The sequence below is a fragment of the Rhizobium sp. ZK1 genome, from assembly GCF_047782645.1.
Taxonomy (GTDB): domain Bacteria; phylum Pseudomonadota; class Alphaproteobacteria; order Rhizobiales; family Rhizobiaceae; genus Rhizobium.
Genome location: NZ_CP180586.1, coordinates 917,922 through 938,187, shown reverse-complemented (window position 1 = coordinate 938,187; position 20,266 = coordinate 917,922). Strand labels below are relative to the sequence as shown.

General features: G+C 60.9%; 23 protein-coding genes and 1 pseudogene. 15 read left to right on the top strand and 9 right to left on the bottom strand.

Features of this window, described 5'->3' with window-relative positions:
• Window positions 1-2: 2 nt before the first annotated feature.
• Window positions 3-863 (bottom strand): protein-L-isoaspartate O-methyltransferase family protein, encoded by an 861-nt coding sequence (locus ACK9YZ_RS04815; RefSeq protein WP_416065848.1) that lies wholly within the window; start codon window positions 861-863, stop codon window positions 3-5.
• A 114-nt stretch (window positions 864-977) separates the two neighbouring features.
• Here ACK9YZ_RS04815 and rarD point away from each other — a divergent pair, with 114 nt between their 5' ends.
• Complete coding sequence (gene rarD, locus ACK9YZ_RS04810) at window positions 978-1,895, top strand: EamA family transporter RarD (protein WP_416065847.1); 918 nt, start codon at window positions 978-980, stop codon at window positions 1,893-1,895.
• A 31-nt stretch (window positions 1,896-1,926) separates the two neighbouring features.
• Here rarD and ACK9YZ_RS04805 read toward each other — a convergent pair whose 3' ends face one another.
• The 3 genes from ACK9YZ_RS04805 to ACK9YZ_RS04795 all read right to left on the bottom strand — a co-directional run bounded on the left by ACK9YZ_RS04805 (window position 1,927) and on the right by ACK9YZ_RS04795 (window position 4,842).
• Entirely contained in the window at window positions 1,927-2,859 is a 933-nt protein-coding gene (locus ACK9YZ_RS04805) for a hypothetical protein (RefSeq protein WP_416065846.1), read from the bottom strand.
• A gap of 89 nt (window positions 2,860-2,948) precedes the next feature.
• Window positions 2,949-3,956 carry an alpha/beta hydrolase gene (locus ACK9YZ_RS04800; protein ID WP_416065845.1) on the bottom strand — a complete coding sequence of 336 codons (1,008 nt, stop codon included), beginning with the start codon at window positions 3,954-3,956 and terminating at the stop codon, window positions 2,949-2,951.
• Complete coding sequence (locus tag ACK9YZ_RS04795) at window positions 3,949-4,842, bottom strand: MBL fold metallo-hydrolase (protein WP_416065844.1); 894 nt, start codon at window positions 4,840-4,842, stop codon at window positions 3,949-3,951. The genes ACK9YZ_RS04800 and ACK9YZ_RS04795 overlap by 8 nt, the downstream gene beginning before the upstream one ends.
• Window positions 4,843-4,929: 87 nt before the next feature.
• Here ACK9YZ_RS04795 and ACK9YZ_RS04790 point away from each other — a divergent pair, with 87 nt between their 5' ends.
• Window positions 4,930-5,865: a LysR family transcriptional regulator gene (locus tag ACK9YZ_RS04790; protein ID WP_416065843.1), complete on the top strand. Its 936-nt coding sequence runs from the start codon at window positions 4,930-4,932 to the stop codon at window positions 5,863-5,865.
• 45 nt (window positions 5,866-5,910) lie between these two features.
• Here ACK9YZ_RS04790 and ACK9YZ_RS04785 read toward each other — a convergent pair whose 3' ends face one another.
• Window positions 5,911-6,534, bottom strand: a complete 624-nt coding sequence (locus ACK9YZ_RS04785) for a TIGR00730 family Rossman fold protein (RefSeq protein WP_416065842.1) — start codon at window positions 6,532-6,534, stop codon at window positions 5,911-5,913.
• 156 nt (window positions 6,535-6,690) lie between these two features.
• Between ACK9YZ_RS04785 and ACK9YZ_RS04780 the strand changes: the two genes are divergently transcribed.
• From ACK9YZ_RS04780 to ACK9YZ_RS04760, 5 genes are all read left to right on the top strand, one after another.
• Window positions 6,691-8,712 carry a LysM peptidoglycan-binding domain-containing protein gene (locus ACK9YZ_RS04780; RefSeq protein WP_416065841.1) on the top strand — a complete coding sequence of 674 codons (2,022 nt, stop codon included), beginning with the start codon at window positions 6,691-6,693 and terminating at the stop codon, window positions 8,710-8,712.
• A gap of 162 nt (window positions 8,713-8,874) precedes the next feature.
• A complete protein-coding gene (locus tag ACK9YZ_RS04775; protein ID WP_216757556.1) occupies window positions 8,875-10,752 on the top strand; it encodes an ABCB family ABC transporter ATP-binding protein/permease in 1,878 nt (625 codons plus the stop codon).
• A 136-nt stretch (window positions 10,753-10,888) separates the two neighbouring features.
• Window positions 10,889-11,587 carry a phosphatidylserine decarboxylase gene (locus ACK9YZ_RS04770; protein ID WP_183730715.1) on the top strand — a complete coding sequence of 233 codons (699 nt, stop codon included), beginning with the start codon at window positions 10,889-10,891 and terminating at the stop codon, window positions 11,585-11,587.
• Window positions 11,588-11,605: 18 nt separating this feature from the next.
• Window positions 11,606-12,451 carry a CDP-diacylglycerol--serine O-phosphatidyltransferase gene (gene pssA / locus ACK9YZ_RS04765; protein ID WP_216757554.1) on the top strand — a complete coding sequence of 282 codons (846 nt, stop codon included), beginning with the start codon at window positions 11,606-11,608 and terminating at the stop codon, window positions 12,449-12,451.
• Between the two features lie 167 nt (window positions 12,452-12,618).
• A complete protein-coding gene (locus tag ACK9YZ_RS04760; RefSeq protein WP_246698134.1) occupies window positions 12,619-12,756 on the top strand; it encodes a hypothetical protein in 138 nt (45 codons plus the stop codon).
• On the opposite strand, the pseudogene ACK9YZ_RS04755 reads toward ACK9YZ_RS04760, so the two are convergent.
• From ACK9YZ_RS04755 to ACK9YZ_RS04745, 3 genes and pseudogenes are all read right to left on the bottom strand, one after another.
• Window positions 12,756-12,944: pseudogene (locus ACK9YZ_RS04755) on the bottom strand (LysE family transporter); the annotation flags it as partial. The gene ACK9YZ_RS04760 and the pseudogene ACK9YZ_RS04755 overlap by 1 nt on opposite strands.
• Window positions 12,945-12,984: 40 nt before the next feature.
• Window positions 12,985-13,749 carry an SOS response-associated peptidase gene (locus ACK9YZ_RS04750; RefSeq protein ID WP_216757552.1) on the bottom strand — a complete coding sequence of 255 codons (765 nt, stop codon included), beginning with the start codon at window positions 13,747-13,749 and terminating at the stop codon, window positions 12,985-12,987.
• Window positions 13,750-13,899: 150 nt separating this feature from the next.
• Complete coding sequence (locus ACK9YZ_RS04745) at window positions 13,900-14,220, bottom strand: YnfA family protein (RefSeq protein ID WP_216757551.1); 321 nt, start codon at window positions 14,218-14,220, stop codon at window positions 13,900-13,902.
• A 128-nt stretch (window positions 14,221-14,348) separates the two neighbouring features.
• Between ACK9YZ_RS04745 and ACK9YZ_RS04740 the strand changes: the two genes are divergently transcribed.
• The 8 genes from ACK9YZ_RS04740 to ACK9YZ_RS04705 all read left to right on the top strand — a co-directional run bounded on the left by ACK9YZ_RS04740 (window position 14,349) and on the right by ACK9YZ_RS04705 (window position 19,667).
• Window positions 14,349-14,765 carry an NUDIX hydrolase gene (locus ACK9YZ_RS04740; protein ID WP_216757550.1) on the top strand — a complete coding sequence of 139 codons (417 nt, stop codon included), beginning with the start codon at window positions 14,349-14,351 and terminating at the stop codon, window positions 14,763-14,765.
• A 63-nt stretch (window positions 14,766-14,828) separates the two neighbouring features.
• A complete protein-coding gene (locus ACK9YZ_RS04735; protein WP_216757549.1) occupies window positions 14,829-15,299 on the top strand; it encodes a TIGR02301 family protein in 471 nt (156 codons plus the stop codon).
• Between the two features lie 103 nt (window positions 15,300-15,402).
• Window positions 15,403-15,660 (top strand): hypothetical protein, encoded by a 258-nt coding sequence (locus tag ACK9YZ_RS04730; RefSeq protein WP_018115578.1) that lies wholly within the window; start codon window positions 15,403-15,405, stop codon window positions 15,658-15,660.
• Window positions 15,661-15,679: 19 nt separating this feature from the next.
• Window positions 15,680-16,432, top strand: a complete 753-nt coding sequence (locus ACK9YZ_RS04725; RefSeq protein ID WP_416065840.1) for a hypothetical protein — start codon at window positions 15,680-15,682, stop codon at window positions 16,430-16,432.
• Window positions 16,433-16,702: 270 nt separating this feature from the next.
• Complete coding sequence (locus tag ACK9YZ_RS04720; RefSeq protein ID WP_416065839.1) at window positions 16,703-17,542, top strand: YgfZ/GcvT domain-containing protein; 840 nt, start codon at window positions 16,703-16,705, stop codon at window positions 17,540-17,542.
• Window positions 17,539-18,147, top strand: coding sequence for a hydrolase (locus ACK9YZ_RS04715; RefSeq protein WP_416065838.1), 609 nt, complete (start codon window positions 17,539-17,541; stop codon window positions 18,145-18,147). The genes ACK9YZ_RS04720 and ACK9YZ_RS04715 overlap by 4 nt, the downstream gene beginning before the upstream one ends.
• A complete protein-coding gene (locus tag ACK9YZ_RS04710) occupies window positions 18,144-18,674 on the top strand; it encodes a tyrosine phosphatase family protein (protein ID WP_416065837.1) in 531 nt (176 codons plus the stop codon). The genes ACK9YZ_RS04715 and ACK9YZ_RS04710 overlap by 4 nt, the downstream gene beginning before the upstream one ends.
• A 54-nt stretch (window positions 18,675-18,728) precedes the next feature.
• Window positions 18,729-19,667 carry a mechanosensitive ion channel family protein gene (locus ACK9YZ_RS04705; RefSeq protein WP_416065836.1) on the top strand — a complete coding sequence of 313 codons (939 nt, stop codon included), beginning with the start codon at window positions 18,729-18,731 and terminating at the stop codon, window positions 19,665-19,667.
• Between the two features lies 1 nt (window position 19,668).
• Here ACK9YZ_RS04705 and ACK9YZ_RS04700 read toward each other — a convergent pair whose 3' ends face one another.
• The gene (locus ACK9YZ_RS04700; protein ID WP_416065835.1) at window positions 19,669-20,184 is read right to left on the bottom strand and encodes a superoxide dismutase family protein; all 516 of its coding nucleotides are present in this window, start codon (window positions 20,182-20,184) and stop codon (window positions 19,669-19,671) included.
• Window positions 20,185-20,266 lie beyond the last annotated feature (82 nt).

Sequence of the window (20,266 nt, the reverse complement as noted above, 5' to 3'; positions counted from 1 at the left end):
GTTCAGAGGAGGCCCCAGTCCTCTTCCGAATACCATTCGCCCTCCTCCTTCGGCGTCTTCCAGCGCAGCCGCGTGACCTCGTCCATGCCGCCATGCCGGAAGGTGTCCTCGAGCGCCTTGTAAGTCTCGAGCGTGCCGGTCGCGCCATGCCCCCAGACGAAAAAGGTGGGGCTCAGATAACGGGCGCGATAGTCCTCCGGCGCGCGCTCAATCAGGAAGAAGCCGCCGCGGGCGCTGCGCGGGCGCAGGTTGTCATTGCCGTCGCGGGAGGGTGCGCAGAGCGGAAAGATCAACCTGCCGCCTACAGCGAGATTGTCGATCCAGGCTTCGGCCGGCCTGTGGTCCGCGAAATTGACGTAGATCGCATCAGCAGGCGATTGCGGCCATTCCAGACCGTTGCCGCAGATGACCTCGACATTGTCATAGGGAGTCAGACTGGCGGCGGCGCGGGCGGCGAGATCCCGGTCATATTCGATTGCCACGACATGGCCGTCGTGACCAACCAGATGCGACAGCATGGCGGTGTAGTAGCCACCGCCGGCCCCGATATGGCAGGCCATCTCGCCGGGTTTCGGCGCGAGCCAGTGAAGGCCGAGCGCATGCAGCGAGGGGCTGCCGTTGTTGACCTGCCGCCCCTCCTGCAGCGCAATCAGAACATCCTGATAGAGGATGACGGGGTCGGTCGACGGCATATCCCGATAGCCGATCCCGTTTGCCATGCGCCACGGCGGCGGGTCCAGGAAATCCTCCCGCGGCACAGTGGCAAAGGCCTGCCACAGCCGCTCGTCGCCTGCGATGCCCATCTTCGTCAGCATCTGAGTGGCATAGGCCTGCCGACAGATCGCCAGTTTCGTTTCGTCCATGTTCGCCTCTTCCGGCGGCCAAATAGACACCAGTCCATTCAAGGAAATGAATTGGCCTATTCACGCCGCTTAAGCTAATCCGGATCAGAAACAGAACAAAGACGGAAACATCCAATGTCAGCTGACGCCAGCGCCCCGCTCATCAAGAACGAAGACAGTCCACGCGGATTTGCCTTCGCGCTTACGGCCTATCTTCTGTGGGGATTCCTGCCGATCTACATGAAGGCGGTGGCGCATATATCGCCGGCCGAGGTCATCGCCCACCGTATTCTCTGGTCGCTGCCGCTCGCCGGCATCGTGCTTTTGGTCCTGGGGCGCACGCAGGATATCGCAGCGGCGCTGCGTTCTCCCCGCATGCTTGCCATGGCGGCCATGACCGCGACGCTGATCACCGTGAACTGGGGCACTTATGTCTGGGCGATCGGCGCCGGCCATTCGCTCGATGCGGCCATGGGCTATTTCATCAACCCGCTCTTCAGCATCTTTCTCGGCGCGGTGCTGCTCAAGGAAAAGCTGCAGCCGATGCAGATCGCAGCGATCTGCCTTGCAGGCCTGGCGGTCGTCGTCCTTGCTTTTGACAGCGGCGGCATTCCCTGGGTGGCGCTGACGCTCGCAATCAGCTGGGGCTTCTATGCGCTCTTTCGCAAGACGCTGCCGCTCGGGCCGAACCAGGGCTTCTTCCTGGAAGTGCTGATCCTCAGCCTGCCGGCCCTGCTTTACATCCTGTATCTGGAATTCGTCAGCGGCGAAGGACACTTGTATCGGACCGGTCTTGCCGACACCGCCCTGTTGCTCGGCTGCGGACTGATTACCGCCGTGCCGCTCATGATCTACGCCAACGGCGCCAAGCTGCTCAAGCTCTCGACTATCGGCATTATGCAGTATATCGCGCCGACGATAATCTTTATCATAGCCATATTCGGCTTCGGGGAAAAGCTCGATACGGCGCGCATGATCGCCTTCCCACTGATCTGGGCCGGCCTGTTCTTCTATAGCTGGTCGATGCTGAAGGTAAGCCGCGGAAGGATGTAGCCGTTCTCTAATCGCAAGCCGGAGCGTTGGCTCAAAGCCAGGTAAGCAGCGCTTTGCGAACGAGAATTCCGGTCAATGCGCTCAAGACGGCAACCCCCGCCACCGAGCGGAGCGCCGGCACCGAAGCGACAAGAATGGAAAGGCCGGGAAGATCGAGAGGGTTTAGCAGAAATGCGGAACCGTGAATGATTTTCTCCGGCGGAAGGCTCAGTTCCTTGTGGGCGTTAAGCAACAGGGTAACGGCTGCGCTCGATCCTGCCAGGCACTTTGTGATCAGGAAGAGGACATCCTGCTGCGAGGCGCCGAGCAGCTGAAGCAATGGCTGCGCAGCGGACGTGAAGGCGGAAAGTGCGCCTGTGCTTTGGGTAAGCCTTACCAGAGCCAGTGAGATCACGAGCACCGGCAGGATTGCAGAAACGACGCCGATGGCATCTGCGCCACCGCGATTTATCGCCGCCAGCAGATCGCGCCTCGCCACGTCGTGGTCATCCGACCTGTCGCAGGAACAGGGCTTTCCGGGCAAGGAACGGCGCTCAACGATCCAACAGGCGAGAGTGGACGCAACGAGCGCTCCGCAAACGCCGTTTATTATGATCAAGCCGGGATCGATACCGATACTTGCGAGCGGGAAACTGGCATTTGCCGGCGCAGCCGCAAGCACCGCCGCAAAGGCGGCGGCCATAAATTTCTCCGATGTTCCTTTGTGCGCCATCAGCGACAGGGCAGCAACCGGGGCAGCCGAACTTACGAGGCTGAGTTGGATGATCGCCAAGGCCCCAAAACCGTCCAGGCCGAAAAGTCTGAAGAGCGGATTGGCCTTGCCGGCGATTGATCGCAGTGCGCTCATGCCCTCGAGGTAGCGCATCAGCGAAAATGTCACGATCATCAGCGGCAGAAAGGTGAATATGGCGATGTCGACGGCACTTCGTCCTGCATCCAGGATGGCGGTGATCAGAATTGTCATGGGAACGACTGGTTTGATGGACGGTGAACGCGCGGCCCGCTTGAGGAAGCGGGCTCCGGATTCGATCCCGGAGCCACGTCGTTCAGACTCTATTCCGGTTTGAAATCTTCCTCGAAGAAGCGGGCAACCTCGGAATAGACCTGCATGCGGTGGCTCTCCATGAGGGCGAGATGCGTCGCCTCCCCGATTTCTACCCATCGCCTGTAGGAAGCACCGGTCAGTTGCTCGAAATAGGCCCGCGCCAGATCGAGCGGTACGTCGATATCCCATTCACCGTGCAACAACAGCACCGGCGCGCGAATTTCGCTTGGCCGATAATAGGGGGCTCCAGCTCTCCAGTAGGTGCGGATGTCCTCGATCGGCCCGTTGGTGGCCCGTAGTTTGCCTTGCTCTCTGTCGGCCTGCGACGGCTCCTCCGAGAGGGTCAGTGCGGCCCAGAGGTCGAACCAGCCCTCAGGCACAAGACGTTCACGCGCGTATTCGGGTGCGGTGCCCAGCCAACGCGCCAGGGCCGCATGGACGGGAACAAGCCTGTAGGAGCCGAGCGTGCCGCCCTGATCGATGGGGATGGCAACGTCACTCAGCCATTGCGGCGCGAGCAAGGCGAGCTTGATGACCTTGTCGGGATTGCGCGCAGCATATGCACCGGCCACAGTACCGCCCCACGACATTGCAAAGACATTAACAGCCTTCAGGCCGCGAAGTCGAAGGACAACATCGATGGCCGTTGCAAAGTCGGCGACGCCGGTGTCTGTGGCGACAAGCGGGGGGTTGAGATCGGGCGGGGCCTGCATCTCCGGCGGGCGGCTCGATTTTCCATAGCCCCGGACATCAACCGCAAAGACATCGAAGCCTCGATGAGCGAGGAAGTCGATGAAAGACATCCCGTTGAAGGGAACGTCGTAAAGACTTCCGGACGAGAAGGTCGCCCCATGCACCATCACGATCGTTTTCTCCGCGAGAAAGACTTTGTGGTCCTTCCTTCGCTTATTGCGGAGATAGAGCTTGATGCCGTAGGTTCCGCTATCAACGTAATGCTCGTCGAATACGATCTCGCCGGAGTCAAAATCTGAAGATGCGAGCTTGTTGTCAGACATAGGACCACCTGGATTTTTCGCCGTCGCGGGCTACATATCCAGCAGACGAACCGGGAAAGTGCGTGGAGAAGTACATGGCGTGATTATCGGCAACGAGTTCGAGTACGCGCCGTCTGGACTGGGCAGCCTGATCCAGGAATTCGCAGAAGACCGTGTTGAGGTCGGGCCGTTCCACCTGGATCGGATGGTGCATGACATCGCCGGCGAAGATTGCCGCTTGATTGTCCGCCTCCAGCAGAACAGACATATGGCCGATGCTATGCCCAGGCGTCGGCAAGAAGGTAAAATGATCCAGGAAACGACCGCCTGAATCGTCGATGAAATCGGCAAGCCCCGCCTCAATCACTGGCCGCACGCTGTCTTCATAGACACCGATACTGTGAATGTTGACGTCGTTGTGGCTTGCCGTCGACCCATAATATTCCTGCTCGGCGCGCGGGAAGACATAGCGTGCGTTTTTGAAAGTGGGGATCCATCTTCCGTTTTCGAGGACGGTATTCCAGCCGGAATGATCGACGTGGAGGTGGGTATTTATGACGAAGTCGACGTCTTCGGGCGCGATACCTGCCTGGCGCAACCTTTGGAGAAACGGGATAGTCTGCTGATGGAAGGCGAGATTACGCGGTCTTTCCTTATCGTTACCCGACCCCGTGTCGATAAGGATGACGTGGTCGGGCGTCCTAACAAGCCAGCTGTGGATGCTCACCACAAGGGCATCGCGGCCCTCTTCCATATCGACGGCGGAAAGACGTGGCTCGACCGCCTTGATCTCCTCAGATCCGGCAGTCGGATAGAGAAATGAGGGCGGAACGTTGTGCAGATACTGCTCCTGCACCTTTCTGACCGTCACGCCGGCAATACGATATTCCGTTCCAAGATCGCTCATGGAATTTCCTTTCGAGTTGAACTGAACCGGGACAGCGCTGTCTGATGGCCATGGACAGTAGGGACAATTCGTGCAACGATCAAATCGATGAATGAAATTGTCTCCATCGATCATTTCAATCTGTGGTCTTTCGACCTCAACCTGCTCGTCGCCTTCGATGCCCTCATGAAGGAGCGGAGCGTGACGAAGGCGGCTGTCCGGCTGAAAATCCAGCAGCCCGCCATGAGTCATAATCTCGGCACTCTCCGGGCCTTGCTTCAGGACGAGCTGTTCGTGCGTGTCGGCCAGGTCATGCAGCCGACCCATCGGGCGCTGCGTTTCGCCGAAGCCGTGGAGCAGATACTCACCCGCACGCAGCAGGCGATCGTAACGTCGGCGACCTTCGAACCGGACCAGGCTGAGCAGATATTCCGGATCGGCTTTTCCAGCGAGCTTGAGGTGCTGCTCGTGCCGCGTCTCGCCGCTATGTTGAGCGAGACGGCCCCCGGTATCAAAGTGCTTGCGCGAGCGGTCGACCCCGAGCTGGTTCATAAGCTCCTGGACGACAATGTCATCGACCTCGGCGTCGGCTGCTACGCTGACGGTAACAACAGACACCGCCGGAAGCTGCTGTTCGAGCAATCGCTGATGTGTTGCTACAATCCGAAGCTTCTTGATCTTCCCGAAACTGTGGACCGCAACGGCTATGTCGGCCTGAAGCATGCCCTGGTTTCCCAGAAGGACGCCATCGAAGGATGCATCGATGATGCGTTGAAGCGGATCAACGTGCGACTCGACGTTTCGGTGGCTGCGCCGGAATTCCTGACCGTGCTGACCGCTGTCCTCGAAGCGCCCCTGATCGCCACCCTGCCGACCAGAATCGTGAAGCGCTATGCCGGCCTGTTCGGCTTGGCGATCGCCGAGGTTCCCCTCGATTTGACGGTGAGCCCGATATCGATGGTCTGGTCGGCGGCAAGCGACAATGATCCCGCCAACCGATGGATGCGTTCTCAGGTGACTGAGCTTGTTTCAGCCTATAGCTGAATAGGTCGGTGAAAGGCTGGTCAGCGCCAGGGGCTGCTGCCCTGCCTACATTTTGGAGATCACCTCGTCCTCGCCGCCGCGGTCGGCGGCAACCTCTGCCGCCTGCGCCATGATGGCCGGGATGATGCCGGAGATGTCGTCGACCACCAGAGGCTGGACGCGATGGGCGGTGTGCAGGAAACCCTCGCCCGTCATGTGACGCAAAAGCTCCATCATCGGATCCCAGAAACCGTTGATATTGGCGAAGACCATCGGCTTCTCGTGGCGGCCGAGCTGCGCCCAGGTCATGATCTCGACGATCTCTTCCAGCGTGCCGATCCCGCCCGGCAAGGCCACGAAGGCATCCGAGCGCTCGAACATCGTATGTTTGCGCGCGTGCATGTCAGGGGTTACAATAAGCTCGTTGAGTTGGCCGAGCGAATGGCGGGTCGCTTCCATGTCGATCAGGAACTCGGGAATGATGCCCGTCACCTGACCACCGTTGGATAGGGTCCCGCTGGCCACAGCGCCCATGATGCCTTTCGTGCCGCCGCCATAGATCAGGCGAAGGCCATATTCCGCGATCTCTTTTCCAAGTGCGCGGCCGGCAGCCATATGGGCAGGATCGCGTCCCGGCCGAGAGCCGCAGTAAACGCAAATGGATCGAATCGATACAGATTGCTCGGTCATAAGGGAAAAACAACTATTCCATTTCAATGCAGTCAAGAAAATTGAATGAAAAGCGGCGTGCCGAGCTTGTGTAATTGCTTTGAATGCTTGTGAAAAGCAACGGGAATCGCTAGCAATTTCTGGATACTACGGCAATTTGCCGCCTTGGGAGACGTAATGATGAAAAACCGTGCCGGCTTGCTGGCCCTCGCAGTGCTCGTAATCGCAATCATACTGATGGTGTTTTTCGTCATGCCCCGGCTCGGCCCTGATGTGGCAAAGGTTGGTGACGCCATCAACCAGGCCGGCACCGAGGTCAACAATACGGTTAACGAAGCGTCTAAGACTTCCCGCTCGGCTGTCGCCGATGCCGCAGCCGCCGTTCAGAAGATCGGCAGCCTCACCGCCGATGCCGGCCAGTCACTCTCCGGCCTGAAGTCGCTGTTTGCCGATGGCAAGGTGCCCGCCGCCGATGCGCTTTCAGGCGCCAAGACAGCAGCCGTGAATGCGCTGACCGCGATCGTCGATTTCGCCGCCCCTGACGGTCTCGACACCGCAACCGCGGGCCTCGTCTCCAAGGCCAAGGACGGTGCAGGCAAGGCGCGCGACATCATCCAGAATCTGCCTGAAAATGCCGCCGATGCGCTGGCCGCACTCGCAAAGGCCGAAGCCGCGCTGACCGGATCGCCGGAAGCTGCCGGTCAGCCGGTCGCTTCCGACACAGGCCCGAAGATCCCGGCGTTCGACGTGCTGCGCGTCGAGCCCGATGGTTCGACCGTCATTGCCGGCTCGGCCGAACCGCATGGCAAGCTGGAAGTGCTTGACGGCGACAGGGTGGTCGTGACGACCGATGTCGACGGCACCGGCGATTTTGCCGCCGTTCTCGACAATCCGCTTCCCGCCGGCGACCATCAGCTCGTGCTGAAAGTGACGGGCAAGGACGGCAAGACCACTCTCTCGGAAGAAGTCGCGACCGTTTCCGTACCGAAGGACGGCAGCGGCAGCGAACTGCTCGCCATGGTCTCCAAGCCGGGCACGGCAAGCCGCATCATTACGGCGCCTACGGCTGAGGTCGCCAGTGCCCAGCCGCCGACCGCCAACGACGCATCGGCCGCACCTGCCGGCAATCAGCCGGCGCCGAATGGCGCTGCGAATGATCAGGTCGCCGTGCAGACCCCGGATATGCCTGCAGACGCCAGCGATAACGCCAAGACGGCGCCGGCGGTTCCCGGCACCCAGCAGGGTGGCGGCGGCACGGCCGACGTGATGGTCAATGCCGTCGAGATCGAGGGCAACAAGATCTTCGTCGCCGGCACGACGCGCGCCAACGCCAAGGTCGTCGGCTATGCCGATGATGCGCTCATCGGCCAGGATACCGCAGGGCCGGACGGTCACTTCGTCATCGAAGGCGTGATGAACCTGTCGGTCGGCGACCACAAGATCCGCGTCGACGTCGTTGACGGCGCCGGCAAGGCGCTCGTGCGCGCCACCGTCAACTTCAATCGTCCGGCGGGCGATCAGGTCACGGTTGCCGCCCAGTCCGGCAACAATGCGAATACCAGTCAGGCGCTGGTGCCGCTCGATGAGGGCCAGCTCGGCAAGCTCGAGAGCGACGCAACGAAGGCCTTCGGCCTGCTGAAGGGCCTGTTTGCAGACGGCAAAGTGCCGGGTGCAGAACAGCTTGCGGCGGCTCGCTCGGCGACCGAATTCGCACTGCGCTCGATTGTCGATTTTCGTCCGGGTATCGATGCGACCGACGCCATCAAGCAGGCATCGGCTTCCGCCTCGCAGGTTGCCTCGAACGCACTCACAGTGCTGCAGGGCCTGCCGAAGGATGCAAAATCAGTCGGCGCGGCGCTCGACCAGCTCGGCGCGATCATTGCCCAGCTGACGGTTCCCAATGCCGCGCCCATGCCGTCGAACGAAATATCCGACGCCGGCCAGCCGAAGACGATCGAGCAGGCGCCGCTGACGGAAAACAACAATGCGGTCATCATCCGCCGCGGCGATACGCTGTGGCAGATTTCCCGCCGCGTCTACGGCCTCGGTGTGCGCTACACGACGATCTACATCGCCAACGAGGACAAGATCGTCAATCCGGACCGCATCCGCCCCGGCCAGATCTTCGGCCTGCCCAAGGATGCACTGCCCAACGCAGAGGAGCTGCATCGCAAGCGGCTCTCCGGTCAGCATCCCTGAATATCAAAACGGCGGCCCATTGGTCGCCGTTTTCCTTAGCGCGGGCGCGCAACACTTCGCCTATAAAATCCCTATCAATGTTGTATTCCGCCAGCCGGTATCATATCTCGCGGGAACGGCGACAGGCCGCGGCGAGAGCGGCCCTTCGGGCTGGAGACAGGCATGGCAAACGGCAAGACAGTTTCTGATACCAACCTGCTGGGAACGCTCTACAATCTCTGGCCCTACATGTGGCCGGCGGACCGTCCGGATCTCAGGATGCGGGTCGTATGGGCTTCGGTCTATCTGCTGATCTCGAAGTTCGTCCTGCTGCTGGTGCCCTATTTCTTCAAGTGGTCCACGGATGCGCTGAACGGCAAGATGGACCTGCAGGGCACGTTGCCACCGCTGCTCATTGGCGTCACCGCCCTCGTCATCGCCTATAACCTGACCCGCCTTATCCAGCTCGGCCTCAACCAGCTCAGAGACTCGCTCTTTGCCAGCGTCGGCCAATACGCGGTGCGCCAGCTTGCCTACCGTACCTTCGTGCACATGCATGAGCTTTCCCTGCGCTTCCACCTGGAACGCAAGACGGGCGGGCTTTCACGCATCATCGAGCGCGGCACCAAGGGCATCGAAACAATCGTGCGTTTCACGATCCTGAACTCGATCCCGACCGTCATCGAATTCCTGCTGACGGCAGCGATCTTCTGGTGGGGCTATGGCTTCTCCTATCTTGCGGTCACCGCCTTTACCGTCTGGGCCTATATCTGGTTCACGATCCGCGCTTCCGACTGGCGCATCTCCATTCGCCGGGCGATGAACGACAGCGATACCGACGCCAATACCAAGGCGATCGACTCGCTCCTCAACTTCGAGACGGTCAAATATTTCGGCAACGAGGAAATGGAGGCCAAGCGCTTTGACAAGTCGATGGAGCGCTATGAGAAAGCGGCGACCGATGTGTGGACCTCGCTCGGCTGGCTGAACTTCGGCCAGGGCGTGATCTTCGGCATCGGCACGACCATCATGCTCGTTCTCTCGGCCTGGTCGGTGCAGCGCGGCGAACATACGGTCGGCGATTTCGTCTTCGTCAATTCCATGCTGCTGCAGCTTTCCGTGCCGCTGAACTTCATCGGCTTCGTCTATCGCGAAATCCGCCAGGGGCTGATCGATATCGAGCAGATGTTCGATCTTCTGGAGGTTAAGGCCGAGGTTCTGGACGCGCCGGACGCGAAGGATCTTGCCATCGGCCAGGGCGCCATCTCGTTCAAGGACGTCCATTTCGCCTATGATGCGGCCCGCCCGATCCTGAAAGGCATTTCCTTCGACGTGCCCGCCGGCAAGACGGTCGCGGTCGTCGGTCCCTCGGGGGCCGGCAAATCGACGCTGTCGCGGCTGCTCTATCGTTTCTACGATATCCAGAGCGGCGCGATCACCGTCGACGGGCAGGATATACGAGGGATCACGCAGAAGAGCCTGCGCTCGGCGATCGGCATGGTGCCGCAGGATACGGTGCTGTTCAACGACACGGTGGCCTACAACATCCGTTATGGCCGCCCTTCGGCCAGCGAAGCCGACGTGAAGCAGGCGGCCGAGATCGCCCAGATCGCGCATTTCATCGAGACGCTGCCGGAGGGTTTCGAAACCAAGGTCGGCGAGCGCGGGTTGAAGCTTTCCGGCGGTGAAAAGCAGCGTGTGGCGATTGCCCGCACCATCCTGAAGGCGCCGCCGATCCTCATTCTCGACGAAGCGACCTCGGCGCTCGACACCACGACGGAGCGGGAAATCCAGACTGCGCTCGATGTCGTTTCCAAGAACCGCACGACGCTGGTCATCGCCCATCGCCTCTCCACCGTCATCGGTGCCGACGAGATCATCGTTTTGAAGAGCGGCGAGATCGCCGAGCGCGGCACGCATGCCTCCCTTCTCGAACAGAACGGCCTCTATGCCTCGATGTGGAGCCGCCAGCGCGAGGCGACGCAGGCCGAAGAACACCTGAAGCAGGTTCGCGAGAAAGACGAGTTGGGCATCGTCAACCGGTTGGCGCCGGCAAGCTGAGCATTGAAACAGGCCAAAGTGCCCGTTTTGTTGTTCAGAACCGGCGCATGAAAGCCTCGCCGGTATCCGCGGCATTGCTCCTGGTGTCGTTTTTCTGTAACCAGCGGATACGAAAAACGACAGGAGGCCGGCATTCATGAGCTTGTTCGATACGGTTCGCAACACGATCGTTCCGGTGCACAAGGAAGGTTATCCCTTCGTCGCCGCCTTCTTCGTCGCGTCGCTCGTATTGGGCTGGATCTTCAAGCCGCTCTTCTGGATCGGCCTTATCCTGACGCTGTGGTGCGCCTATTTCTTCCGTGATCCGGAGCGTGTGACGCCGCAGGACGACGATCTCGTCATCTCGCCGGCCGACGGCAAGGTCTCCTCGATCCAGATGGTCACGCCACCGGCCGAGCTGAACCTCGGCAGTGAACCGATGCTGCGCATCTCCGTCTTCATGAACGTCTTCAACTGCCATGTGAACCGCGCGCCGATGCGCGGCCGCATCGTCAGCATCAACCATCGACCGGGCAGCTTCGTGAATGCCGAACTCGACAAGGCGAGTGAGGAGAACGAGCGCAACGGCCTCGTCATCGAGACCCGTCATGGACAGATCGGCGTGGTGCAGATCGCCGGCCTCGTGGCACGGCGCATCCTCTGCTTTTCGCATGTCAACGAACCTATCGATGCCGGCGAGCGTTTCGGCCTTATCCGCTTCGGTTCGCGGCTCGACGTGTTCCTGCCCGCCAATACCGCGCCACGCGTTTCGCTTGGCCAGACGGCGATAGCCGGCGAGACCGTCATTGCCGAATTCGCCTCGGCAAAGGGTCCGGTCATCAGTCGCCGCAGCTAATTTCCAGGAGCGCGCGATATGGAACCCCCTTTTCCGCCCTTCGAACCGAACGGCCCAAACGACGATTCCGCCCGCGGGCCGCGCCTTCGCGAGATTCCGATCCGGCTCGTTGTTCCGAACCTCATCACCATCCTGGCGATCTGCGCCGGCCTGACCGGCATACGGCTCGCCTTTGAGAACCGCTACGAGCTGGCTGTCGCCATGGTGCTGGTCGCCGCCTTCCTCGATGGCATCGACGGCCGTGTGGCAAGACTGATGAAGGCTACGTCGAAATTCGGCGCGCAGATGGATTCGCTTGCCGATATCGTCAATTTCGGCGTTGCTCCTGCCCTCGTGGTCTATGTCTATGCGCTTGATGCGGCACGCTCGCTCGGCTGGATCGCAGCACTCATCTACGCGATCGCGGCCGGCCTGAGGCTGGCGCGCTTCAACGTGATGTCGGAGCGTGAGAACCGCGCGCCCTGGCAGTCGGAATATTTCGTCGGCGTGCCGGCACCGGCCGGCGCCATGCTCGTGCTGCTGCCAGTCTATCTGGGCTTCCTCGGCCTCTCCACCGACCGTAGCTTCGCCTTTTTCTCCTCGGGCTACACGATCCTCATCGCCTTTCTGCTCATCAGCCGCCTGCCTGTCTGGTCCGGTAAATCCGAGAGCCGGATGCGACGCGATCTCGTGCTGCCGGCCATGCTCGGCGTCGTCATCTACGTTGCGCTGCTGATGAGTTTCACCTGGGAAGTGATGGTCTTCACGGTCTGTGCCTACCTCATTTCGCTGCCCTTCGGAGCACGGAAGTGGAAACGCAAATATGGCACGCTGACCATCGAGGAACCCGGCGTCGGCGAGGATGACATCGGCCGCCACATCTGAGCGTTTACTTTTATTAAGTAAGTATTAACGCACGCAGGCTTCGGTTAAGCCTCGCGAATTATGGTCCGTATTTACATTTCCTGATAAGCAATGCCTCTGTTTTGTCGCTATTAGGGACAAAAGAGCAAGATACATAAAATTCTAGGGAACCACGTAAGGAGAGTATCGTGACCTCGAAGAAGTCGGAACAGCAGCAGCAGGCAGCCAAGCCGGATCTCGCGACCAACTACCGCCCGCTCGGCCTCAAGGCCGTGGCTGCCGCCTCGATGATGGCAAAGCCGGCGCCGGTCAAGAAGCTCGCCTGAGCAGGTGCGAAGAACCGCACGCGCAGGCTGATCGCCAGTAGGCTCACGACAATGCCGTTAATGACATCCGGAACCCGCCATGCGGCGGGTCTGGCAAATATGGGCCGCAAGAGACGCGCCCCAAATTCCAGCCCAAAGAACCAGACGAACGACTCCGTGGCAGCACCGAGGCTGTAGGCAAGACGATCCGTGTCATTATGGCGGCCGGGCAGCTTTACGCGACGTGTTTCAGAAGAAACTGAGCTGCCCGTCATCGTGCGTTTTCTTCTGGAGAGGCTTCGGCAGCTTTTCGAGCGGCACCGGATCGTGCAGATCCGGCCCCATGTTCGCGACCTTGTTGACCTTGTCGGAGACCGGGACCGCCTCGAAGAAATCGTCCTGAACCGGCTGCATGAGGTCGACGACCTCGCGCGGCTCCTGCGTCTTGCAGTCCAGCCACCGGGAAAAATCCTCCGGCTGGATGACGACGGGCATGCGGTCATGGATCGAGGAAATGGCGCCGTTGGCCTTCGTCGTCAGGATGGCGCCGGTATCGACCTCGGACCCATCGGCCGAGGACCATGTTTCCATCAGGCCGGCAAAGGCAATGACGCCGCCACGGCGCGGCCTGATCCAATAGGCCTGCGCCTTCTCGCCGCTTTCCTTCGAAGGACGATGCCATTCATAGAAGCCGGAGGCCGGGATGAGGATGCGGCGATGGCGCATGGCAGCACGGAAGGAGGCCTTGCCGATCGCGGTTTCCGAACGCGCATTGATCAGCAGCGGAAATTCCTTGGGGTCCTTGACCCAGCCCGGGGTGAAGCCCCAGCGCACCAGCAAAGCGCGGCGATCCGGCAGGTTGCTGCCCGGTTCCTGCCCCTCACCTGATATGACGACGAGAATCGGCTGCGTCGGCGCGATGTTATAACGCGCCGGAAAGCCCTCCAGCTCGGCAAGACTGAAGGCTTCAGCGATATCCTTGACCACTGCTGTCAGGGCAAAACGTCCACACATAAGGGTTTCTTTGCACCGTGCCCGGCATCGGTCAAGGCGGATTGTCCTCAAGCGATTCCGAATGGGAAGGCGCTGCACATCTTTCGCGGAAGTCTTTGTTTTACGCATGTCGTTACCGCAAAACCGCTGCACACTTTTGCGCGACATGCTCTAGCTACGCGGCGCAAAGAGGATGATCGCCGTGCCGGCGAGGCAGACCAGCGCGCCGCCGATATCCCAGCGGTCAGGAACACGATTCTCTACCAGCCAGAGCCACAGCAGCGAGGCGACGATATAGATGCCGCCATAGGCCGCGAAGGTGCGGCCGGCCGCTTCGCTCGGCACCAGCGTCAGCAGCCAGGCAAAGAGCGCCAGCGACACCATGCCCGGCGCCAGCCACCAGACGGGCTTTGCCAGCCGCAGCCAGGCCCAGAAGGCGAAGCAGCCGGCAATTTCGAATGACGCGGCAAAGGCATAGATCAGGTAGGTCACAAGCAGGTCACTGGCAGGTCACTGGCATCTCGCAGGAATCGAGAAGCATATTTCGCGCAAGCCAGACGGTTGCGCAAGGTGAGCCGCCCGTGGGATAAGGCGGGCATCACAGCAAAGCGTGCGAAACAATGACCTCCCAAGCCAAACCCGCCTCCTCCGCCATCCTGGAACGTGATGGCCGGTTCCTTCTCGTGCTGCGGCGCAACCCACCGTCTGCCGATATGTATGCCTTTCCGGGCGGGCGCGGAGAGCCGGGCGAAACGCCTGAGGAGACGGCACTGCGTGAGTTTTTCGAGGAGACCGGCATCCAGGCGCGCAATCCTCGCCTGTTCTCCACCTATGACCTCAAGACGCATGCGCCCGACGGCGGCATCAGCAGCCATTTCTTTCTGTCCGTCTTCCGCGTCGAAGCGGACCGTCATCTGGTGGCCGAAGCCGCCGACGATGCAGTTGCACTCGGCTGGTACAGCGTGGAGGAGATCCGCCGCATGCCGGTACCGCAGAGCGTGCTCGAATGTGCGGAGCAGGTGGCTGCCGCCGAATAAGATCACGGCGGGGACAGCCGGCAGAATAGAAGTGGAAACTGCTGCATCCGCCTTGTTCCCGTCATGCTCCCTGTATCAACTGGATGCATGATTCCCGTTCGACGCGTTGTCTTGTCATTGCTCGTCTTTGCCGGCCTTGTCTCGGCTGGTCCCACAATGGCGCAAGGTGGGGCGCAGGGCGGCAAGAATGCGGTTCCGCCGCCAGAGGAGATCGTGCCGCAGGCTGCGATCGTACCCTATGACGACAAGCTGGCGCGGCTGGCGGAGATTCTGGGTTCGGTGCATTACCTGCGCACGCTGTGCAAGGCGCCGGGGGCTGACGAATGGCGAACCGACATGCAGCAACTGCTTGATTCTGAAACGAATGGAGAGCAGCAGCGCAAGGAAAAACTGACCGCAGCCTTCAATCGCGGCTACCGCGCTTTTGCCTCGGTTTATACGGATTGCACGCAGGCGGCCATCGTGGCAGAAGAGCGCTACCGTAACGAAGGTGCAACACTTGCCACAGAAATTACTTCGCGCTTCGGAAATTAACGTTTAATTAACCTGTTTTCGCATGCGCACGTGTCGTTTTGGGAAAAGGCTGTTAGTGTTGTTAACGTAGCGGTAAGACATGAGAAGTTCTGAGGAAAAGATAATGGAACCAAGCCTCAACGACATCGACGACATGATCGTCCACGAAAAGATGCAGGCGGCTCTGGAATACCAGAACGAGGCTTGGGCCGACGGCATGGCCGACGGCATCGAGCCTGAGATCATTGCCGATGCCGCGATTGCTCATGCGCTGCGCGAGACGATCAGACTGCATGGAGAAGGCAGTGCCGAAGCCTTGCTGGACTCGCTGCGTGATCGCATGCTGGCAGGTGAGTTTTCCACCAACAGGACCCTGCAATAAGGGCAATACAGAGAGTCTCATGCGTACCGGTAAAGATATTTCCTCGCGAATCCCGCTCGCGCCGGTCCTGCTTGCCGTCGGCCTTGCCGCAGGTAGCGTGCTGTCCGCATCTTCCGCCTACGCGCTTTCCGAACTTCAGAAGATTCCGGGTCAACCCGATGCGGCGGCCACGGCGCAACAGGGCCAGCAACAGCCTGCTGCACCACAGAACGGCTCTTCCGGCATTCCCCAGCCCGACCCGCTCGTCAACAAGCAAGGCGGCCAGAGCGTCGACAAAACACCGGGCGCATCCGACGATTCCAAGCCCGTCGAAGTGATCTACGACATCAGCAAGGTGCCGGAGCCAGTGCGCAAGATGCGCGAACAGATCGTTGAGGCGGCAGCATCAGGTGATCTCGAACGCCTGCGCCCGCTGATGGGAACTGGTGCCGACCAGACGCAGGTGACGGTCGGAGAACCCACGGACGATCCGATCGGCACGCTGAAGGACCTTTCCGGCGATCCCGAGGGCGACGAAATCCTCGCCATCATGCTCGACGTGATCTCGACCGGCTTCGTGCATGTCGGCCAGGGCACGGCTGACGACATGTATGTCTGGCCCTATTTCGCCGAGAAGGACCTGAAAACGCTGACTCCGCCGGAACGCGTGGAACTGCTGCGCATCGTCACGGCAGGCGATCTTTCCGACATGCAGGAGTTCGGCGGCTATAATTTCTATCGTGTTGGTATCGCGCCCGACGGCAAATGGAAGTTCTTCACTGCCGGCGACTGACGCTACTGCATAATCCTCAAATCGGAATCGATTTTAGGAATTACGCAGCAATTCAAAGTGCTACAGCGTCCTTTGCGCGTCTGAAAAGACGCGCGGCGCTGTAGGCGCCGAGCGTCCATTCCGGCGCACCAAGGATGCTCTAACTCTTTGGAATCGACGCATCAGGTTTCCGAAAATCGATTCCGATCTTCGGGCCGATGCTGTAGAGCGCTTGCACCTTCAGCCTCAAAGACATACCTCTGAGCGATCACCAACGCGACAGGTTTCGCCATGCCAGCCGTATTCCTGAAAGATCGCTCGCTGATTGCCGTCGGCGGCGCGGAAGCAGAGTCCTTCCTGCAGAATCTCATCACCACCGACATCGTCTCGATGAGCGCCGATGACGCGCGGCCGGGCGCGTTGCTGACGCCGCAGGGCAAGATCCTCTTCGACTTCATGATCTGGCGCGACGGTGACGGCTTCATCATCGAAACGGATGCGGCCCAGCGCGAAGCGTTGCTCAAACGACTGACCATGTATCGCCTGCGTGCGCCGGTGACGCTGACGCCTGTGACCGAAGATGGTGTGACTATCTGCTGGGGCGAAGATGCCAAAGAAGGCGTTAGGGATAGCCGCTTTGCGAAGGCTGACGTCACTGTTCTGCGTCGCGCCGGTCATCATGGCAGCCACAATGCGACCCTCTACGACGCGCTGCGCATCGCGAATGGCATCGTCACGTCAGGACCTGACTATGCGCTGCAAGACGCCTTTCCACATGACGTGTTGATGGATTTCAACGGTGGCCTTTCCTTCAAGAAGGGCTGCTATGTCGGCCAGGAAGTGGTGTCGCGCATGCAGCATCGCGGCACGGCAAGACGCCGCGTCGTTACTGTGTCGGCGGGCGCCGCACTGCCGGCCAGCGGCACTGAAATCACGGCCAATGGCAAGCCTGTCGGCACGCTCGGCTCTGTCGAGGGACAGCGTGGGCTGGCAATCGTGCGCATCGACCGCGCCGGCGAGGCGATGGTATCAGGCACGCCGCTGCTTGCCGGCGATGTTTCCGTGACGCTCAGCCTGCCGGCCTGGTCCGGTCTCAGCTTCCCGACCTCCTCGGACGAGGCCAGCGCGTGACCACTGCGAAGGTTCCACGCGCCTGGCAACGCATGCTGTCCGGACGGCGGCTCGATCTGCTCGATCCCTCGCCACTCGATGTCGAGTTGACCGATATCGCCCACGGGCTCGCGCGCGTCGCCCGCTGGAACGGCCAGACGTCGGGTGATCATGCCTTTTCGGTCGCGCAGCATTGCCTTGTCGTCGAGTCCATCTTCCGGCATTTCAACGAGGCCACGCCCGACGATTGCCTGATGGCGCTGCTGCATGACGCGCCGGAATATGTGATCGGCGACATGATCTCGCCCTTCAAGGCCGTTGTCGGCGGCGGATACAAGACCGTCGAGAAACGGCTGGAGGCCGCCGTGCACCTGCGCTTCGGCCTGCCGCCGCACCCTTCGCGCGATCTCAAGGACAAGATCAAGAAGGCCGACACGATCGCCGCCTATTTCGAAGCGACGGTGCTTGCCGGCTTCACGCCTGCGGAAGCGCAGAAATTCTTCGGCCAGCCGCGCGGTATCACCAGGGACATGCTGTTGATCGATCCCCTGCCTGCACTCGAAGCGCAGCGGCTCTTCTGCGAACGCTTCGCCGAGATCGAGGCGGAGCGGGGCATGACCCCATGACCGTGATCGTGGTTTCTCCGCTTTCGCGCATCGCCGAGATGGCGGTGCGGCACAAGGCGCGCGAAATGATCAGTCTGATGGCGAAGGAACAGGCCTTTCACCGGCCGGGCATCATCCAGGCCGACCGGCACCTGCTGCTCAATATGAACGATATCTCCTTCAAGGGCACGGGCGATCTCGTGGCGCCTGATGAGAAGCATGTACGGGCGATCATCGCTTTTGCCGCCGGCTGGCAGCAGAAGGCACCGCTCCTCGTCCATTGCTGGATGGGCGTATCGCGCTCGCCCGCCGCAGCGCTGATTGCCGCCCTGTCGCTGGCGCCGGAGCAGGAAGATACGGCACTTGCCCGCCGGCTGCGTGCCGCCTCGCCCTATGCGACACCGAATGCACGGATCATCGAAATCGGCGATGCGCTGCTTGACCGGCGCGGGCGGCTCGTCGATGCCGTGAGAGCGATCGGCCGTGGTGCGGAGGCCGACGGCAACGCGCCCTTCGTACTGTCCGTCAGAGACAATTCAAACGGTTGACGCCCCTCACCCCTGCCCCATCTTGCCCTCGACGAGGCATCCGAGGAGCACGTGATGGAACAGCAGGCCACAGACATTATCATCGCAACCCGCTCGGCACTTGATCAGGCGAGCGCGCTTGCCGTGCAATATTCCTTCTCCATCCTCGGTGCGATCATCCTGCTCATCGTCGGCTGGGTGGCGGCGAGCCTCATCAGCCGCTGGGCCTATGAGGGCATCTCGCGCGTGCGCGGTATCGACGAGACGCTCGCCCGTTTCTTCACCAATGTCGTGCGCTATGCGATGCTGGTGCTGGTCTTTGTCACCGTTCTCGGGCAGTTCGGCGTACAGACGGCATCGATCATCACCGCTCTCGGCGCCGCCGGCCTTGCCGTCGGTCTGGCGCTGCAGGGAACGCTGCAGAATATCGCCGCCGGCATCATGCTGCTCGTGCTGCGGCCCTTCCGGGTCGGGGAATATATCGAGACGAGCAGTGTCTCCGGAACGGTGCTGGAGATCGGCCTGTTCGCCACGGAGCTGAAGACGGGAGACGGCCTTTACCGGCTGGCGCCCAATTCGACGCTGTGGAATACGCCGATCACCAATTACAGCCGTCAGCCGACCCGGCAGAACGACCTGAAGGTCGGCATTGCCTATGAAGACGATCTCGATCTTGCCATGGAAACACTGCTGGGGCTCGCGACAGCCGACAAACGCGTGCTGAAGACGCCGACGCCAAGCGTCTTCGTCGACAGTCTCGGTGACAGCGCGATCTACGTGACGCTGCGCTACTGGGCATCGACCAGCGACTGGTGGGCCGTCAGCCGCGACATGATCAAGCGTGCAAAGCTTTCCTTCGACGACAAGGGGATCACCATCCCGTACCCGAAAGTGACCTATAATCCGGTACAAATGCAGGCGCCGGATGTACCCGACCTGCAGACGGTGGCGGATCAGGCGCCCGTCAAGGCTCCGGCCCGCAAGAGGAAGGTGTCCCCGCAGACCCAGTCATAAGCTATTTGATCACGCCGCAGGCAATCCTGTCGCCCGCGCCGCCCGAAGGCTGGCTTCGGTAATCGTCGGAATTGGCATGCACCATCAGCGCGCGGCCACGCACGCCATCCGTCTTGCCGTCAAGCGAGATCATGGTGTCGAAGACCTGGGCGCGCAGGATACCGTCCTGCCCGACATACTGGTTCGGCATGTCGCCGGCATGCGGGCCTTTGGCGGCGAGGAAGCCATGCTCGGCCTTGGTCGGATTGAAATGCCCCCCGGCGGATTCGTGATGGGTTGCGGCATCGCAGCGGCCGGTTTCATGGATATGGAAGGCGACCCATTTATTGATCGGCAGGCCGGAGATTTCCGCCTCGATGAAAACGCCGCCATTGGCGGCAGCCGTCAGCGTGGCGCGTCCGGCCTCCTTGCCGTCAGGGCCGACAAAATTCGCCGTGGCCGTCTGCTTGTTCTGGGCAAAGCCTTGGGGCGCCGCCGCAAGCAGGCCGAGGGCAGCGATGGTGCATATGATTTTCATCGGGTTTCCTTCCGTTTCGGGGACCTGGTCCGAACGCCTCACGAGGGAAGGTGTTCCTGCCTGCATAAAAGGCAAGAAAAAG

Bases quoted from the DNA above. Each gene is read 5' to 3' on its own strand.
- ACK9YZ_RS04815 (WP_416065848.1), bottom strand. From the start codon at position 863: ATGGACGAAACGAAACTGGCGATCTGTCGGCAGGCCTATGCCACTCAG.
- rarD (WP_416065847.1), top strand. From the start codon at position 978: ATGTCAGCTGACGCCAGCGCCCCGCTCATCAAGAACGAAGACAGTCCA.
- ACK9YZ_RS04805 (WP_416065846.1), bottom strand. From the start codon at position 2,859: ATGACAATTCTGATCACCGCCATCCTGGATGCAGGACGAAGTGCCGTC.
- ACK9YZ_RS04800 (WP_416065845.1), bottom strand. From the start codon at position 3,956: ATGTCTGACAACAAGCTCGCATCTTCAGATTTTGACTCCGGCGAGATC.
- ACK9YZ_RS04795 (WP_416065844.1), bottom strand. From the start codon at position 4,842: ATGAGCGATCTTGGAACGGAATATCGTATTGCCGGCGTGACGGTCAGA.
- ACK9YZ_RS04790 (WP_416065843.1), top strand. From the start codon at position 4,930: ATGAATGAAATTGTCTCCATCGATCATTTCAATCTGTGGTCTTTCGAC.
- ACK9YZ_RS04785 (WP_416065842.1), bottom strand. From the start codon at position 6,534: ATGACCGAGCAATCTGTATCGATTCGATCCATTTGCGTTTACTGCGGC.
- ACK9YZ_RS04780 (WP_416065841.1), top strand. From the start codon at position 6,691: ATGATGAAAAACCGTGCCGGCTTGCTGGCCCTCGCAGTGCTCGTAATC.
- ACK9YZ_RS04775 (WP_216757556.1), top strand. From the start codon at position 8,875: ATGGCAAACGGCAAGACAGTTTCTGATACCAACCTGCTGGGAACGCTC.
- ACK9YZ_RS04770 (WP_183730715.1), top strand. From the start codon at position 10,889: ATGAGCTTGTTCGATACGGTTCGCAACACGATCGTTCCGGTGCACAAG.
- pssA (WP_216757554.1), top strand. From the start codon at position 11,606: ATGGAACCCCCTTTTCCGCCCTTCGAACCGAACGGCCCAAACGACGAT.
- ACK9YZ_RS04750 (WP_216757552.1), bottom strand. From the start codon at position 13,749: ATGTGTGGACGTTTTGCCCTGACAGCAGTGGTCAAGGATATCGCTGAA.
- ACK9YZ_RS04740 (WP_216757550.1), top strand. From the start codon at position 14,349: ATGACCTCCCAAGCCAAACCCGCCTCCTCCGCCATCCTGGAACGTGAT.
- ACK9YZ_RS04735 (WP_216757549.1), top strand. From the start codon at position 14,829: ATGCTCCCTGTATCAACTGGATGCATGATTCCCGTTCGACGCGTTGTC.
- ACK9YZ_RS04730 (WP_018115578.1), top strand. From the start codon at position 15,403: ATGGAACCAAGCCTCAACGACATCGACGACATGATCGTCCACGAAAAG.
- ACK9YZ_RS04725 (WP_416065840.1), top strand. From the start codon at position 15,680: ATGCGTACCGGTAAAGATATTTCCTCGCGAATCCCGCTCGCGCCGGTC.
- ACK9YZ_RS04720 (WP_416065839.1), top strand. From the start codon at position 16,703: ATGCCAGCCGTATTCCTGAAAGATCGCTCGCTGATTGCCGTCGGCGGC.
- ACK9YZ_RS04710 (WP_416065837.1), top strand. From the start codon at position 18,144: ATGACCGTGATCGTGGTTTCTCCGCTTTCGCGCATCGCCGAGATGGCG.
- ACK9YZ_RS04705 (WP_416065836.1), top strand. From the start codon at position 18,729: ATGGAACAGCAGGCCACAGACATTATCATCGCAACCCGCTCGGCACTT.
- ACK9YZ_RS04700 (WP_416065835.1), bottom strand. From the start codon at position 20,184: ATGAAAATCATATGCACCATCGCTGCCCTCGGCCTGCTTGCGGCGGCG.